This is a genomic window from Rhodococcus sp. Chr-9 (assembly GCF_000801125.1).
Taxonomy (GTDB): domain Bacteria; phylum Actinomycetota; class Actinomycetes; order Mycobacteriales; family Mycobacteriaceae; genus Rhodococcus; species Rhodococcus pyridinivorans.
The window spans coordinates 65,686-81,830 of the sequence record NZ_JTIZ01000076.1 but is presented as its reverse complement, the minus strand read 5'-3'; the positions used below and the strand labels follow the sequence as shown (position 1 = coordinate 81,830).

Here is a 16,145-nt window from a genome sequence, read left to right as displayed (position 1 = left end):
TCCTGCACGACGGTCGTCGTGTTCGTGCCAGTCTAGCGCCGGACGAAGCGCACCCTCCCGCAACAGGGAGTTTCAGCGGGGTTGGATTCCGCCTTCACCAGAACCCGCCTCCGCGAGCCACCGCCGTGCCTCGGCGAGGATCCCGGGTGCCCGGTCGGGTGAGACCCCACCGAGCACGAGATTGCCCAGGACGATCGTGTCGCCCGAGTCGTCCACCAGCCCGAGATTGGCCTGCTCGAGTGTGGCCATCGTCAGGCCCTCCATCATCCCTACGAGCACGGGCGCCGGGAGGTAGTCGGAGAGCTGGCTCTGCGCGAGGCCGCGTTCGACGTGCCCGAGGACACGTGAGCGCACCGGGGAGACCAGCTCGGCGATGCGCTGCTCTCCCATCTCCTTGCGGGCGAAGGAGAGCAGCACGCGGTAGCGGTCGCCGATGGGCCAGGTCCGCAACGCCACGACCGCGAGCGCGACCGCGGGATCGTCCGGCTCGGGGTGGTCGAGAGCCTCGGCGAGTGCGGTCGAGGCGTCGTCGACGATCCCCTCGACGAGGGCTTCCCGGTTGGGGAAGTGCGCATAGACGGTGCGGCGGACGACACCCGCGGCTTTGGCGACATCGTCCATGCTCGCGTCGGAGTCGGCCGCAAAGCACATCACCGCAGCGTCGAGTATGCGCATGCGGTTCGCATTGAATCGGGTTCGCGGTCGTGTGACCGAGTTCTCCACGTTCTCGCCCTCTTCCGCTGACTGTGATCTGTCTTTCATTTTAGTTGCACACGGATGTGCAGCTGCGTAACTTGCACACCACCGTGTAGATCGGGGCTCAGGTCCCGGCCCGTGTCGCACCCGAGGAGAGCCCATGCCCACTGCCGTGACCCTCGCAGGAGGGACCGCAGCGAAGGAACCCTACCGGCTGCGCTGGGCCGGACTGGCGGTGCTGTGCCTGAGCCTGCTCATCGTCGTGATGGCCAACACCTCGCTCATCGTCGCCGCACCCGGCATGCTGCGCGAACTGCAGCTCACCAGCGCCGACATGCAGTGGATCATCGACGGCTACACCGTCCCCTATGCCGCGCTGATGCTGCTGTTCGGCGTGCTCGGCGATCGATACGGACGACGTCGCGCGTTGCTGGCGGGCCTGGTCGTCTTTGCCGCCGGCGCGGTCTACGGATCGTTCGCCGACAGCGCCGGCGACGTGATCGTCGCGCGCATCGTCATGGGGGTGGGCGCCGCCGTGATCATGCCTGCGACACTGTCGCTGCTCGTCGCGATGTTCCCCGTGCACGAGCGTGCCCGCGCGATCGCAGCCTGGGCCGCCACGTCCGGACTCGCCATTGCGCTCGGTCCCCTGCTCGCCGGATGGCTCCTCGAATCGAACTCGTGGGGTTCGACCTTCCTCATCAACGTGCCGATCGCGGCATTCGCGGCGATCGCGGCCCTGATCCTCGTGCCGGCCTCGAAGGCGGACGATCTCACCCGCACCGACTGGGTCGGCGGCGCCCTGTCGGTCGCTGCTCTCGGCGGAATCGTCTACGCGATCATCGAGGGGTTCCACTTCGGTTGGGGCACCGGGGTGATCGCCACCTCGATCGGCTCGGTGATCGCCGCGGTGCTCTTCGTGATGTGGGAACTTCGCCACCCCCGGCCGTTGCTGGACGTGCGTCGGGTCGCGGACCGGACCGTCGGCGGTGCGTGCGTGTCGGTGTTACTGCTCTTCCTCGTCGCCTTCGGCGCCATCTACTTCGTCGCGCAGCAGTTCCAGTTCGTGCTCGGTTACGGCCCGCTCGAGACCGGTCTGCGTCTGCTTCCCCTCGCGGTGACGGTCTCGCTCGGCGCGGCGCTGAGCGGCCGGTTCGCGCCCCGACTCGGTGCGCGGGCCCTCGTGGGCACGGGCATGTTCGCCGCTGCGGCAGGCATCCTCACCTTGACCGTCACGGCCGGCGCCTCCGGCTTCACGCCCTTTCTGATCTCGTTGTTGCTGCTCGGATTGGGCATCGGCCTGGCCACATCCCCGTCCACCGACCTGATCATGGGCGGCTTCCCCGACTCGGACCTCGGAGCGGCGGGCGGGTTGAACGACACCGCAGTGGAATTCGGCGGGTCTCTGGGCATCGCCGTGCTCGGCTCGATCCTCGCGACCACCTATCACCGCGAGATCTCCGGGTTCCTCGACGGATTGCCGTTGGCGGACCTGACAGGTCCGATGGCCGATCAGGCCGCGATGGCGATCGAGGCGGCCGGCGATTCGGTGGGCGGTGCGGCGATCGTCGCGGAGGAACTCGCAGCGAACCCATTCGCGGCGTCGTACGCACAACCGCTGCTCGACGCGTCGTCCGCAGCGTTCGCCGAGGCGATCTCGTCCGCGAGCCTCGTCGCCGGCATCGTCCTGCTCATCGGCGCCGCGGCGGTCACCACGCTACTCCCCCGCGGACTCCACACCCGCACCGGCAGCGAGGCCGAGATCGGCCACTGACCGGACGGTGAGCAGGTCGAGCGATCGCGCCCAGGCCCGGGTGCTCCGGTTCAGGAAGGCGACGTGATCCTCACCGTCGAACAGCTCCAGCGACACCGGATCTCCTGCCGCGTCGGCCGCGTCGACGTAACGGTGCGCGACACTCACCGACACCTGCTCGTCGGCGGTGCCGTGCAGCACCGCGACCGGCACACCGATCGGCGGCCGGTGCGTCGGCGAGGCCGACCGATAACACTCGGGTGCCTCCGCGTAGGACGCACCGAAGAGCGCCTCGAACGCCTCCACGCGACGACCGCGCTCCCCGGCGGTGACGAGGTCGAGCGCACCCGCCTGCGAAACCACGAATTCCGGTCGCACCGACGTGCACTCACCCGCGAGCCACACCGCCAGCTGGCCTCCCGCAGAGTGACCGACGAGCCGCACACGGTCGAGATCGACCTCGACACCGCCGCGCTGCGCGTGCGGAACGACCTCGGTGAAGATCGTCTCGTACGCCGCGACCACATCGGCGGACATCTCGTCCCACGCGCCACCGGCCTCGAGACGGCGGTACTCGACGTTCCACGCCACCACACCGCGACGCGCGAGTTCCACGGACAGCGCCGTACCGAGGGTGAGCTGGTAGCGGCCGTGCCACGAACCGCCGTGAACGACCATGACGGCGGGAACGGGCCCCGTCACCGTCGCGGGGTCGGGTAGGAAGACGTGCCCGAACTGCTGCGAGTGGGTGCCGTAGGCGATCTTCGTACGAGCCAAGAGAGGAAATTCCTTCGATACGTATGGTCGGGACCCGCAAGCGATCCCGCAGCACAGAGAATCGGGACCCGCAAGCGATCCCTAGTGCAGGGGCCTGGTACGCCACCGGTCGGTCAACACACCGATCGCGCCGAGTGCGACGGCCGCGGCGGTCGAGGTGCGCAGCACCGTGGGGCCGAGACCGACGGCCACCGCGCCCGCGTCGACGAGGGCCTCGACCTCCGCGTCGTCGAGTCCGCCTTCGGGACCGACGATCAGCGTCAGCGAATCGACGTCGCGCACGGGCAGATCGGCGAAGGGGATCGTGGCGGATTCGTGGAGCACCGCGACGACGTCGCCGCGCTCGACGGCCGAGCGGACCCGTGCGACGACCTCGGGTGTGCGGTGCAACCCGGCCACCGTCGGCACGTGCGCGCGCCGCGACTGCTTCGCCGCGGACGTCGCGACCGCCTGCCACTTGGCAACACCCTTGTCCGCCTTGGCATCCCACCGGGCGACACAGCGCACCGACTGCCACGGTACGAACTCGTCGGCGCCGGCCTCGGTGGCCAGTTCGACGGCGAGTTCGGACCGGTCGGACTTCGGCAGCGCCTGCACGACGGTCACGCTCGGACGCGGCGGGTCGACAACGCGACGACCGAGCACGAGCGCTTCGAGCCGGTCCTTCGCGACCGCCGTGACCTCGACGTCGGCGACCTCACCGGCACCGTCGGACAACACGAGCCGCTCGCCTACCGCGATACGGCGCACCGTCGCGGCGTGCCGGCCCTCCTTGCCGTCGAGCACGGCCGTCCGCCCCTCGTCGGGCAGCGGGTCGAGGTAGAACAGTGTCGCGGCCACCCGAGCGACCTAACGGGCGCTGAACGCGTCGCGCAGGCGCGAGAACAGGCCGCCGGTGTTCTGCGAACCCGTGGTCACGACCTCGACATGCTCCCGGTCGCTGTGCCGGCGCAGGTCCTCGAGCAGCTTCGTCTGCTTGTGATCGAGCTTGCTCGGCACCACGACCTCGAGATGCGCGTGCAGGTCGCCGCGCGTACCCGAGCGCAGCTTCGGCATGCCGTGGCCGCGCAGCACCGAGACCGAACCGGGCTGGGTGCCGGGATCGATGGTGATCTCGGTGGGGCCGTCGAGGATGGTCTCGATCGTCACCTTGGTGCCGAGCGCAGCGTCGACCATGGGCACGCGGATGGTGCAGTGCAGGTCGTCGCCGTCGCGCACGAAAACCTCGTGCTGCTGTTCGAGCACCTCGACGTAGAGATCGCCGGCAGGACCGCCGCCGGGGCCGACCTCGCCCTGAGCCGCGAGGCGGATGCGCATCCCGTTGCCGACGCCGGCGGGCACCTTGACGGTGACCTCGCGGCGGGCGCGCACGCGGCCGTCACCACCGCACTTGCGGCAGGGATCCGGGATCGTCTCGCCGACACCGCGGCAGGTGGGGCACGGGCGGGACGTCATGACCTGGCCGAGGAAGGAACGCTGGACGGACTGAACCTCACCGGCGCCACCGCAGGTCTCGCAGCGCACGGGCTTCGAATCGCCGTGGGTGCCGGAACCGGTGCACGCGTCGCACAGGATCGCGGTGTCGACCGTGACCGTCTTGGTGACGCCGCGAGCGCATTCCTCGAGGGTCAGGCGGGTGCGGAGCAGCGAGTCGGCGCCGGGCTGGACGCGGCCGCGCGGACCGCGGGAACCGCCGGCCCCACCACCGAAGAACGCCTCGAAGACATCACCGAGGCCGCCACCGAAGCCGGCGCCGCCGAAGCCGCCCGCACCGCCGCCACCGGGTTCGAGCGGGTCGCCGCCGAGGTCGACGATGCGTCGCTTCTCGGGATCCGACAGCACCTCGTAGGCGGCCGAGATCTCCTGGAAACGCTTCTGCGCCGACTCGTCGGGGTTCACATCCGGGTGGTGCTCGCGCGCCAACTTGCGGTACGCCCGTTTGATCTCCTGGTCGGTCGCGTTCTTGGACACGCCGAGCGTCCCGTAGTAGTCCCGTGCCACGTTTGGTTCTCGTCCTTACGTCGTTCTACAGAGCAAAAATGGACGGTGCTCAGCGTTCGCCGAGCACCTCACCGATATATCTCGCAACGGTGGCGACCGATGCGATGGTTCCCGGATAGTCCATCCGGGTGGGGCCGAGCACTCCCAGACCACCGAAGACCGTACCCGCGGCCCCGTAGCCGGTGGACACGACCGAGGTGGTGCGCATCTCCTCGAACTGGGTCTCCTCACCGATGCGGACGGTGACCCGGCCTGCGTCCTGGCTGGACGCGAGCAGTTTGAGCACCACGACCTGCTCCTCGAGGGCTTCGAGGACCGTACGCAACGAGCCCGGAAGCATGCCGTGGCCGTCGAAGTCGGCGGCGTTGCGGGTGAGATTGGCGGTGCCGCCGAGCACGAGACGCTCCTCGGGGTGCTCGACGAGGGTCTCCACCAACACGGTGGTGCACCGGATGAGCGCGTCGCGCAGATCGTCCGGTGCGTTGTCGGCGAGCTCGGTCACTGCGACGGAGGCCGCGGCGAGCCGCTTGCCGGTCAATGCCCCGCCGAGCAGCTCACGCAACCGCGACAGGCCGTCCTCGTCGATCACGTCGCCGAGTTCGACGATGCGCTGATCGACGCGGCCCGAGTCGGTGATGAGCACGAGCAGCAGCCGCGCCGGTGTCAGCCCGACCACCTCGAGATGTCGCACGGACGACGCGGAGAGCGTCGGGTACTGCACGACCGCGACCTGGCGGGTGAGCTGCGCGAGCAACCGCACCGCGCGGCGCAGCACGTCGTCGAGGTCGACGCCCGATTCGAGGAACTGCAGGATTGCGCGGCGCTCGGCCGACGAGAGCGGTTTGACCTCCGCGATCCTGTCGACGAACTGGCGGTAGCCCTTGTCGGTGGGCACGCGTCCCGAGCTCGTGTGGGTCTGTGTGATGTATCCCTCTGCTTCGAGCACAGCCATGTCGTTGCGGACCGTGGCGCTGGACACTCCGAGATTGTGCCGGTCGACGAGAGTCTTGGAGCCGATCGGCTCCTTGGTGGACACGTAATCCGCCACGATGGCGCGCAAGACCGTGAATCTCCGCTCCTCGGTACTCGACAACCCGCCACCTCCGTTTCCGCCGCCTGCAGGACTGCACCTCTCGGGGCCGTACCCTGTCAGTCTAATCGCGCGACGACCTCGAAGGTGTCGGGCACGTGTGCGATACCACCCCGAACCGGAAGCGACGCCTTCGGCGCGTCCCCCGTAATGTGTTCACATGATCTTCAAGGGCGTCCGGGACGGCAAGCCGTATCCCGATCACGGACTGTCTCTGCGCGACTGGTCGAGGATTCCGCCCCGCCAGGTGCGCCTCGACGAGATCGTCACGACGACGAAGGTGCTCGAACTCGACCGGCTGTTGTCGGAGGACTCGACGTTCTACGGCGATCTGTTCCCACACGCCGTCCAGTGGCAGGGCGTGCTGTACCTCGAGGACGGACTCCACCGTGCCGTGCAGTCTGCGCTGCGGAACCGGACGGTGCTGCACGTGCGTGTCTTCGAGTACGACGTGCTGATTCCCGGTGGCGTGCCCGACCCGGGCGCCGAGGTTCGGGGCCCGTCGCCCGCATAGCCCGATCAGGGGTGGATACCGTGGAGCCCCGCGATGTGTCGAGTGTGATCGTCACCCTCACGTTCGTCACCGTCGACGGCCGGACCGAGTCGGATAAGTACTAGGTGTCGGTGGTCGAGAACCGTGGGCGGCTGTCGGTCTACGACTCGGAGCGCATCGGAGCAGCATGACGCGACCGGTCGGTCGGAGCAGCATGACGCGACCGGACGGTCAGTCGTCCGCGCCGACCAGGATGGTGCGGACCACCGCGTCGGCGAGCAGCCGGCCCCGGTCGGTCAGCACGAGCTGATCGTCGCGCTCCACGGCGAGCCCGTCGGCGACCACCGTCTCTGCTGCCTCGCGCTCACCGTCGTCGAGCTCCGACAACGGCAGGCCCGTGCGCAGCCGGACGGTGAGCATGACGAGTTCGGTGTGCCGGTCCTCGGCCGTGAGGTGTTCGCTGCCCCCGACGGGCAGGACTCCGTCGGCGAGGGTCGACGCGTAACGGGCGGGATGCTTGACGTTCCACCAGCGCACGCCACCGACGTGGCTGTGCGCGCCCGGCCCGGCGCCCCACCAGTCGCCGCCGTCCCAGTAACCGAGGTTGTGGGCGCAGCGCGCCGACGGATCATCGGCCTTCGCCCAGTTGGACACCTCGTACCAGGTCATCCCGGCGTCGGCGAGTCGCGCGTCGATCCGCTCGTACCGCGATGCGAGCACGTCGTCGTCCGGAGCCGGCAGCTCGCCGCGACGGACACGGCGAGCGAGGGCGGTGCCGTCCTCGACGATGAGCGCGTACGCCGAGACGTGGTCGACCCCCGCTTCGAGCACGGCGTCGAGGGAGGCGTCGAGGTCGGCGTCGCGCTCGCCGGGAGTACCGTAGATCAGATCGAGGTTGATGTGGCCGAAACCGGCCGCGCGCGCTTCCTTCGCCGCCGCGACGGGACGCCCGGGTGTGTGGGTGCGGTCGAGGACCGCCAGCACGTGGGGCGCCGCGGACTGCATGCCGAGCGACACGCGGGTGTATCCGGCCTCGCGGATCGACGAGAAGAACTCCGTGGAGGTCGACTCCGGGTTCGATTCGGTGGTCACCTCGGCGCCGGGAGCGAGCCCGAACGAGTCGCGGATCGCGTCGAGCACCTGCGCGAGACCGTCCGCGCCGAGCAGCGAGGGTGTTCCGCCGCCGACGAAGACCGTCTCGGCAGCGGGAGTCCGTCGTCCGGATTCGGACAGCAGCCGGGCACCGGCGTCGAGTTCGCGGCGCAGACCCTCCAGCCAGGACTGCGGCGACGCCGCGCTGCCGAGTTCCCCGGCCGTGTAGGTGTTGAAGTCGCAGTAGCCGCAGCGGGTCGCGCAGAAGGGCACGTGCACGTACACACCGAACGGTCGCGTCCCCACTCCTGCGAGTGCCGAAGCGGGAAGTTCGAGACCGGCCGGACGACCCGCGATACCGATTTCCGTGCCGGTGCGTCGACCGATCTCAGTGCTGTTCACGCCCTCCAGTGTTCCAGAGACCTGAAGGGCGGCTCCGCGCGCGACGCCCCTACCTCGACATTTCCCGAAAATCGGGTGGAAATACCGCCCGCAATTCGGAATCGCCCCGGTGACATGGCACAATGGTCCGCATGACAGGACACGGAGTGCGACTCGTGGCGCGACGCCACGTCGACTTCAAGCGCGTCTGCGCATCCTGTTGTCTGCCTTGCGCCGCTTGTCTCTGCGCCGACTGTCTCTAGTCGGCACTCCCCGGCACATCCCAGATCCCGCCGGGTCGAAGCATGCGTGCACGAGGTCAGCTCCCTCCTGCGCTCGTCGATCCGGTTCCAGCGAGTATCAGGAGACCCTGTATGTCGTCGATCACCGACGTCACGCCCGCCGACGAGTCGGCCACTCCCGCCCGCCGCGCGCGTCCCGCCAAGCGTCGCGCCGAAGGCCAGTGGGCCCTCGGCTACCGGGAGCCGCTCAACGCCAACGAGCAGACGAAGAAGGACGACAACCCGCTCAACGTCCGCAAGCGTATCGAGAACATCTATGCGCAAACCGGTTTCGACGGAATCGACAAGAGCGATCTGCGCGGCCGCTTCCGCTGGTGGGGTCTGTACACCCAGCGCGAGCAGGGCTACGACGGCACCTACACCGGTGACGAGAACATCGACCTGCTCGAGGCGAAGTACTTCATGATGCGGGTGCGCTGCGACGCCGGCGCCCTGAATCTCGCGCAGCTGCGGACGATCGCCGGTATCTCCACCGAGTTCGGTCGCGACACCGCCGACCTGTCCGACCGCGAGAACGTCCAGTACCACTGGATCGAGGTCGAGAACGTCCCCGAGATCTGGCGTCGTCTCGAATCGGTCGGCCTGAAGACCACCGAGGCGTGCGGCGACTGCCCTCGCGTCGTGCTCGGTTCGCCGCTCGCCGGTGAGTCCCTCGACGAGATCATCGACGGCACCCCCGCGATCGACGAGATCGTGCGCCGCTACATCGGCAACCCCGAGTACTCGAACCTGCCGCGCAAGTTCAAGACCGCGATCTCCGGCCAGCAGGACGTCGTGCACGAGATCAACGACGTCGCCTTCATCGGCGTCGAGCATCCCGAGCACGGCCCCGGCTTCGACCTGTGGGTCGGCGGCGGCCTGTCCACCAACCCGATGCTCGCGCAGCGGGTCGGCGCCTGGGTGCCGCTCGAGGAGGTCGCCGATGTGTGGGAAGGCGTCGTCGCGATCTTCCGCGACTACGGCTACCGGCGGCTGCGGTCCAAGGCACGCCTGAAGTTCCTCATCAAGGACTGGGGCATCGAGAAGTTCCGCGAGGTGCTCGAGACCGAGTACCTGAAGCGTCCGCTCATCGACGGCCCGGCCCCGGCCGCACCGGAGCGTCCCATCGATCACGTCGGTATCCAGAAGCTGCGCAACGGCCTCAACGCCGTGGGTGTCGCGCCGATCGCCGGTCGTGTCTCGGGCACGATCCTGTCGAAGGTCGCCGACGCCGCCGAACGTGCGGGTTCCGACCGGATCCGGTTCACCCCATACCAGAAGCTGATCGTGCTCGACGTGGCCGACGACAAGGTCGAGCAGCTCGTCACCGAGCTCGAGGCGCTGGGTCTGCCGGCCTCGCCGTCGCCGTGGCGCAAGAATCTCATGGCGTGCACGGGAATCGAGTTCTGCAAGCTGTCCTTCGTCGAGACGCGCAAGCGTTCGCAAGCCCTCGTGCCCGAGCTCGAGGAGCGTCTCGCCGACATCAACGCGCAGCTCGACGTCCCGGTGACGATCAACATCAACGGCTGCCCGAACTCGTGTGCGCGCTCCCAGATCGCCGACATCGGCTTCAAGGGTCAACTCGTCGACGACGGTGAGGGCAACCAGGTCGAAGGTTTCCAGGTGCACCTCGGCGGTGCGCTGGGCTTCGACGCGAAGTTCGGACGCAAGCTGCGCCAGCACAAGGTCACCAGCGCCGAGCTCGGCGACTACATCGAGCGGGTGGTGCGCACCTTCGTCAAGGAGCGCACGCCCGGCGAGCGCTTCGGCGAATGGGTCGTCCGCGCCGAGGAGGCAGACCTGCGATGACGGGCACTGCTGCAGCGGTCGACACGAAGACGGATCGGGAAGGGACGCGATGACGATCGATACGAACATCGACGAGCTCCGGAGTATTGCCGCGCAGGGGGCGGCAGAACTCGAAGGTGCGTCGGCGCAGGAACTCCTGCGGTGGACGGACGAGACCTTCGGTACCCCCACCACCGACGGTGGACGTAGCGGGTACATCGTCGCGTCCAACATGCAGGACGGTGTCCTGGTCCATCTGGCCGCGCAGCAGCGCCCCGGCGTGGACGTGCTGTTCCTCGACACCGGCTACCACTTCGCCGAGACGCTCGGCACGCGCGATGCGGTGGAGCAGGTGTACGGCGTGAACATCGTCAACGCCCGGGCGCAGCAGTCCGTCGCGGAGCAGGACGCCCTGCTCGGCAAGGATCTGTTCGCCCGCGACCCGAACGAGTGCTGCCGCCTGCGCAAGGTGGTGCCGCTGAAGGAGAGCCTGAAGGGCTACCGCGCCTGGGTGACCGGAATCCGCCGTGTCGAGGCGCCCACCCGCGCGAACTCACCGCTCATCTCGTTCGACGACGCGTTCGGACTGGTGAAGATCAATCCGATCGCGGCATGGTCCGACGAGGACATGCAGAACTACATCGACGAACACGGGATCCTCGTCAATCCGCTCGTCGACGAGGGCTACCCGTCCATCGGGTGCGCCCCGTGCACCACCAAACCACTTCCCGGAGCCGATCCGCGCAGCGGGCGCTGGGCCGGCCGAGCCAAGACCGAATGCGGGTTGCACGCCTCATGACACTCACCGATACGAATCCCACCGAGACCCGGACGCTGCTGGACGGCAACCGGTTCGACACCCTCGACGCCCTCGAGTCGGAAGCGATCCACGTCTTCCGCGAGGTCGCGGGCGAGTTCGAACGCCCCGTCATCCTGTTCTCGGGAGGCAAGGACTCCACCGTCCTGCTGCACCTCGCCATCAAAGCGTTCTGGCCCGCGCCGCTGCCCTTCGCGCTGCTGCACGTCGACACCGGCCACAACCTCCCCGAGGTCCTCGAGTTCCGCGACCACGTCGTCGAAAAGTACAACCTCCGACTGCACGTCGCGAGTGTCGAGGACTACCTCGCCGACGGCCGGCTCACCGAGCGTCCCGACGGCATCCGCAACCCGCTGCAGACCGTGCCGCTGCTCGACGCGATCTCGGAGAACCGGTTCGACGCCGTCTTCGGTGGCGGCCGCCGCGACGAGGAGCGTTCGCGCGCCAAGGAGCGGATCTTCTCGCTGCGCAACGCATTCGGCCAGTGGGATCCGAAGCGTCAGCGTCCGGAGTTGTGGAATCTGTACAACGGGCGGCACGCACCCGGGGAGCACGTGCGTGTCTTCCCGCTGAGCAACTTCACCGAGCTCGACATCTGGCGCTACATTGCCCGCGAGAACGTCGAACTGGCGAGCATCTACTACGCGCACGAGCGCCCCGTCTACCGCCGCGACGGCATGTGGATGACCCCGGGTGTCTGGGGCGGTCCGGCCGAGGGCGAAGAGCCCGAGACGCGTTCGGTGCGCTACCGCACCGTCGGCGACGGATCGACCACCGGCGCGATCCTGTCCGAGGCCTCCACGAACGAGGAGATCCTCGCCGAGGTCGCGGCATCACGACTGACCGAGCGCGGCGCCACCCGCGGCGACGACCGGGTTTCCGAAGCGGCGATGGAAGACCGCAAGCGAGAGGGCTATTTCTGATCATGAGCGACCTTCACGAGCAGAGCGTGCAGAGCGACACGCAGCTGCTGCGCCTCGCCACCGCCGGTTCGGTCGACGACGGCAAGTCCACCCTGGTGGGACGACTGCTCTACGACACCAAGTCCGTACTCGCCGACCAGATCGACGCCGTCACCCGCGCGTCGGTCGACCGCGGCCTCGACACCCCCGACCTCTCGCTGCTCGTCGACGGCCTTCGCGCCGAGCGTGAGCAGGGCATCACCATCGACGTGGCGTACCGCTACTTCGCGACGCCGAAGCGCAGCTTCGTCCTCGCGGACACCCCGGGTCACGTCCAGTACACCCGCAACACGGTGTCGGGTGCGTCCACCGCGCAGCTCGTCGTCCTGCTCGTCGACGCGCGCAAGGGTGTCGTCTCGCAGACCCGCAAGCACGCCGCCGTGCTGGCCCTGCTCGGTGTGCCGAAGCTCGTCCTCGCGGTCAACAAGATCGACCTCGTCGAGGATCCGGCCTCGGTGTTCGCGCAGATCTCCGCCGAGTTCGGGGAACTGACGAGTTCGCTCGGCTGGGCACCCGAGGACGTGCAGGAGATCCCGGTCTCCGCGCTGCACGGCGACAACGTGGCCGTGCGCAGCGAGAGCACCCCCTACTACGACGGCCCGACGCTCATCGAGCACCTCGAGTCGGTTCCCGTCGACGCCGATGTGCACGGCCGGCACGAGACCGGTCTGCGCTTCCCGGTGCAGTACGTGATCCGTCCCCGCACCGCCGAGTTCCCCGACTACCGCGGCTACGCCGGTCAGGTCGCGGCAGGGTCCCTGCGCCCCGGTGACGAGGTCGTCGTGCTGCCGTCCGGTGTCCGCACCACCGTCGAGCGCATCGACAGTGCCGACGGCGCATTCGATGTCGCGCACGCCGGCCGGTCGGTGACCCTCGTGCTCGCCGACGACGTCGACGTCTCCCGCGGCGACATCATCGCCACCCCGGAGGCGGCACCCGAGCCGCTGTCGGAGTTCGAGGCCACCGTGTGCTGGCTCGCCGAGAAGCCGTTGCGCCCGGGCGCCCGGTTGCTGCTCAAGCACGGCACCCGCATCACGCAGGCCATCGTCGGGACGATCGACGAGCGGTTCGACGAGCAGGATCTCTCCTCCGTCCCGAGCCCGGAGAGCATCGAGCTCAACGAGATCGCGCGCATCACGGTGCGTGTGGCCGAGCCGATCGCCGCGGACGACTACCGCATCAACCGCCGCAGCGGCAGCTTCCTGCTGATCGATCCGGCCGGGGGCAACACCCTCGCCGCGGGTCTCGTGGGCGACGGACTCGCCGACATCGAGCTCGGGGACCGCGTCCCGGCATGATGCCGCTCGTCGCCGTCGCGCACGGCAGTCGCGACCCGCGTTCGGCGCAGGCCGTGGCTGCCGCGCTCGACACCGTCCGGGCCGAGAACCCCGGTCTGGACGTGCGACTCGCGTTCCTCGACCTGAACACCCCGTCGGTCGGTCAGGCTCTCGACGCGCTCGCCGCGGACGGGCACCGGCAGGTCGCGGTGGTGCCGCTGCTGCTCGGCAGCGCCTTCCACGCGCGGGTCGATCTGCCGGCCCTGTTGCACGAAGCGCAGCAACGTCATCCGCTGCTCGAGGTGCTGTGCTCGCCGATCCTCGGCGACGACGATCTCCTCGTCGACGCGGCTCGCGATCTCATCACGGCCACGGGGGTGTCGGCCGACGATCCGTCCGTCGGTATCGCAGTGTGCGCGGTGGGATCGCGACGCCCCGAAGCGAACCGGGCGACCGGGCTGGTCGTGCCCCGCATTCTCGTCGGCACGGCGTGGACGCAGGCCGCGGCGTGCTTCGCCACGACCGGTCCGTCCGTGGGGACGACCCTCGCCGACCTCACCTCCCGCGGTGCCCGCACCGTCGTGCTGACACCGTGGATCCTCGCCCCCGGGCTGCTGTGGGACCGTGCCTGCGCCGAGGCCGACAGCCTCGGGCACGTGCGGGTCGCGCAGACCCTCACCCGGCACGATGCCGTCGCGCGGGTGATCACCGAGCGCTACACCGAGGCCGTGCACCGGCGGCGCGGACTGCGCGTGGCCTGAGTCACTTCCGGATCTCCACCCGAGTTCACGCACGATTTGCATTCCTCCGCTACAACGGAGTCACGGTCGTCGTCCGACGACATCGGTGATCCGGGAGGGCCTCACGTGCAGAACGAACTTCGGCGCTACATCGATCGGCTCCGCACGGAGGGCTATTCGGTGCGCGACGACCACGGTGAGGACCCCGATCTGATCGACATCGAGGGCCGGGCCGTCGACACCTGGCGGGAGAACTATCCGTACGACACCCGGATGGACCGCGCCACCTACGAGGTCGAGAAGTATCTCCTGCAGATCGAACTGCTGAAGTTCCAGTCGTGGGCCAAGGACAACGGCTCCAAGCACATCATCGTGTTCGAAGGTCGCGACGCCGCCGGCAAGGGCGGCACGATCAAGCGGTTCCAGGAGTACATCAACGTCCGGCACGCCCGGACCGTCGCGCTGAACAAGCCGTCCGACCGTGAGCAGGGCCAGTGGTATATGCAGCGCTACATCCAGCACTTCCCCACCGCCGGTGAGCTCGTACTGTTCGACCGCTCCTGGTACAACCGAGCCGGCGTCGAACGGGTCATGGGTTTCTGCAGCGACGACGAGTACGAACGTTTCATGGAGCACGTCCCGTTGTTCGAGAAGCTCGTCGTGGACGCCGGCATCACCCTGACGAAGTTCTGGTTCTCCGTCACCCGGAGGGAGCAGCGCACGCGCTTCGCCATCCGCCAGCTCGATCCGGTGCGGCGGTGGAAGCTGTCGGAGATGGACCTCGAATCGCTCGACAAGTGGGACCAGTACACCGACGCGAAGGAAGAGATGTTCCGGCGCACCGACACCGACTGGGCGCCGTGGACGACCATCAAGTCCAACGACAAGAAGCGGGCCCGGGTCAACGCGATGCGGTTCTTCCTCAACCAGTTCGAGTACGACGACAAGGACCGTCAGATCGTCTTCCCGGCCGACCCGAGGATCGTGCAGCGCGGCAAGGACGCCGTCGGCGACTAGCTGCCGGGAGGTCGTGCTCCGGGCGTGCCGAGGTGCGCAGGACTGGCGCCCAGACTGCGATCCGTACCACACTGGATGGTGACGCGAGGAGGCAGCATGGGCACAGCCAATGTCGGTCACGGAATCGTCGTCGGCATCGACGGATCGGACAGCGCACTCGATGCGGCCCGGTGGGCCGCCTGCGTCGCCCGACGTCTCGGCGAACCGATCGACCTGGTCCACGTTCATCCCCCCACCTCCGGCGACGGGACCGACCCGTCGGAGGAAGCCGTTCTGACCGCCGCGGAAGCGGCAGTTCGGGGCGCGGTCGACCGGGTCGAGGTCCGGCGGTCCACTCCGTCGGGCAAGCCGGATCGAGTGCTCACCGACCTGTCGCGCGAGGCACGGATGATCGTCCTCGGCCACACGACCACCACGGAGTGGGAGTCGATGATCCGGCGCTCCGACGTCGTGTCGGTGGCCAACCACGCGGAATGCCCGGTGGTGACGTGGCGCAGCCGCGACGGATTCCAACCGCCCGACGGGCGCCCGGTCGTCGTCGGAGTGGACGGCACCGAGGTCAGCGAGTCCGCCGTCGAGCATGCGTTCGCGACCGCCGCGGCGCTCGAGGCACCCCTCGTCGCGATCCACACCTGGACGGAGCAGTCCACGCTCACCTACGGCGAGGGGTCACGGTTCACGGACTGGACGGCCTACGTCGAGCACCGGAGGGAGGAGATGAAGTCGCATACCTCCTGGCACACCGAACGGTTCCCCGACGTCGCGGTCTCCTACCGGGTCGAGCGGGGCAAGCCCGACATCGTCCTGCTCGAGGAATCCAAGAGTGCCCAGCTCGTGGTGGTCGGCAGCCACGGCCGGAGCCCGCTGGCCGCTGCGGTGGTCGGCTCGAGCAGTCAGGGACTCATCCATCACAGTTGCTGTCCGGTCATGATCTGCCGCGCCCACCACCGATCGGAAACCGAGGCCCACTGAGCCGACCC

General features: G+C 68.7%; 15 protein-coding genes. 9 read left to right on the top strand and 6 right to left on the bottom strand.

Going from position 1 to position 16,145, the window contains the following annotated elements:
• Positions 1-72: 72 nt before the first annotated feature.
• Complete coding sequence (locus tag QR64_RS10340) at positions 73-675, bottom strand: TetR/AcrR family transcriptional regulator (RefSeq protein ID WP_170318574.1); 603 nt, start codon at positions 673-675, stop codon at positions 73-75.
• A 181-nt stretch (positions 676-856) separates the two neighbouring features.
• On the opposite strand from QR64_RS10340, the gene QR64_RS10335 reads away from it, so the two are divergent.
• On the top strand, positions 857-2,470 hold the full coding sequence (locus QR64_RS10335; protein ID WP_052227269.1) for an MFS transporter: 1,614 nt from the start codon (positions 857-859) through the stop codon (positions 2,468-2,470).
• On the opposite strand, the gene QR64_RS10330 is transcribed toward QR64_RS10335, so the two are convergent.
• From QR64_RS10330 to hrcA, 4 genes are all read right to left on the bottom strand, one after another.
• Positions 2,414-3,226 carry an alpha/beta hydrolase family protein gene (locus QR64_RS10330; protein WP_033097763.1) on the bottom strand — a complete coding sequence of 271 codons (813 nt, stop codon included), beginning with the start codon at positions 3,224-3,226 and terminating at the stop codon, positions 2,414-2,416. The two genes, QR64_RS10335 and QR64_RS10330, sit on opposite strands and share 57 nt — an antisense overlap.
• Before the next feature lie 81 nt (positions 3,227-3,307).
• Positions 3,308-4,066, bottom strand: a complete 759-nt coding sequence (locus QR64_RS10325; protein ID WP_033097762.1) for a 16S rRNA (uracil(1498)-N(3))-methyltransferase — start codon at positions 4,064-4,066, stop codon at positions 3,308-3,310.
• A gap of 9 nt (positions 4,067-4,075) precedes the next feature.
• Complete coding sequence (gene dnaJ / locus QR64_RS10320) at positions 4,076-5,227, bottom strand: molecular chaperone DnaJ (RefSeq protein ID WP_006554483.1); 1,152 nt, start codon at positions 5,225-5,227, stop codon at positions 4,076-4,078.
• Positions 5,228-5,276: 49 nt separating this feature from the next.
• Entirely contained in the window at positions 5,277-6,320 is a 1,044-nt protein-coding gene (gene hrcA / locus QR64_RS10315) for a heat-inducible transcriptional repressor HrcA (RefSeq protein ID WP_006554484.1), read from the bottom strand.
• A gap of 157 nt (positions 6,321-6,477) precedes the next feature.
• On the opposite strand from hrcA, the gene QR64_RS10310 reads away from it, so the two are divergent.
• Positions 6,478-6,831, top strand: coding sequence for a type II toxin-antitoxin system VapB family antitoxin (locus tag QR64_RS10310; RefSeq protein WP_006554485.1), 354 nt, complete (start codon positions 6,478-6,480; stop codon positions 6,829-6,831).
• 210 nt (positions 6,832-7,041) lie between these two features.
• Here the strand turns inward: QR64_RS10310 and hemW are convergent, their stop codons facing one another.
• The gene (gene hemW, locus QR64_RS10305) at positions 7,042-8,265 is read right to left on the bottom strand and encodes a radical SAM family heme chaperone HemW (protein ID WP_200886496.1); all 1,224 of its coding nucleotides are present in this window, start codon (positions 8,263-8,265) and stop codon (positions 7,042-7,044) included.
• Between the two features lie 392 nt (positions 8,266-8,657).
• Here hemW and QR64_RS10300 point away from each other — a divergent pair, with 392 nt between their 5' ends.
• From QR64_RS10300 to QR64_RS10270, 7 genes are all read left to right on the top strand, one after another.
• Positions 8,658-10,373, top strand: coding sequence for a nitrite/sulfite reductase (locus QR64_RS10300; protein ID WP_019288351.1), 1,716 nt, complete (start codon positions 8,658-8,660; stop codon positions 10,371-10,373).
• A 49-nt stretch (positions 10,374-10,422) separates the two neighbouring features.
• The gene (locus tag QR64_RS10295; protein ID WP_006554488.1) at positions 10,423-11,151 is read left to right on the top strand and encodes a phosphoadenylyl-sulfate reductase; all 729 of its coding nucleotides are present in this window, start codon (positions 10,423-10,425) and stop codon (positions 11,149-11,151) included.
• Positions 11,148-12,092, top strand: coding sequence for a sulfate adenylyltransferase subunit CysD (gene cysD / locus QR64_RS10290; protein WP_006554489.1), 945 nt, complete (start codon positions 11,148-11,150; stop codon positions 12,090-12,092). Before QR64_RS10295 ends, cysD begins: the two co-directional genes overlap by 4 nt.
• 2 nt (positions 12,093-12,094) lie before the next feature.
• Complete coding sequence (locus QR64_RS10285) at positions 12,095-13,429, top strand: sulfate adenylyltransferase subunit 1 (protein WP_039585140.1); 1,335 nt, start codon at positions 12,095-12,097, stop codon at positions 13,427-13,429.
• Positions 13,426-14,169 carry a sirohydrochlorin chelatase gene (locus QR64_RS10280; RefSeq protein WP_006554491.1) on the top strand — a complete coding sequence of 248 codons (744 nt, stop codon included), beginning with the start codon at positions 13,426-13,428 and terminating at the stop codon, positions 14,167-14,169. Before QR64_RS10285 ends, QR64_RS10280 begins: the two co-directional genes overlap by 4 nt.
• Before the next feature lie 105 nt (positions 14,170-14,274).
• Positions 14,275-15,165: a polyphosphate kinase 2 gene (ppk2, locus tag QR64_RS10275; RefSeq protein ID WP_006554492.1), complete on the top strand. Its 891-nt coding sequence runs from the start codon at positions 14,275-14,277 to the stop codon at positions 15,163-15,165.
• Positions 15,166-15,261: 96 nt separating this feature from the next.
• Positions 15,262-16,137 carry a universal stress protein gene (locus QR64_RS10270; protein WP_039585139.1) on the top strand — a complete coding sequence of 292 codons (876 nt, stop codon included), beginning with the start codon at positions 15,262-15,264 and terminating at the stop codon, positions 16,135-16,137.
• The last annotated feature ends 8 nt before the right edge of the window (positions 16,138-16,145 follow it).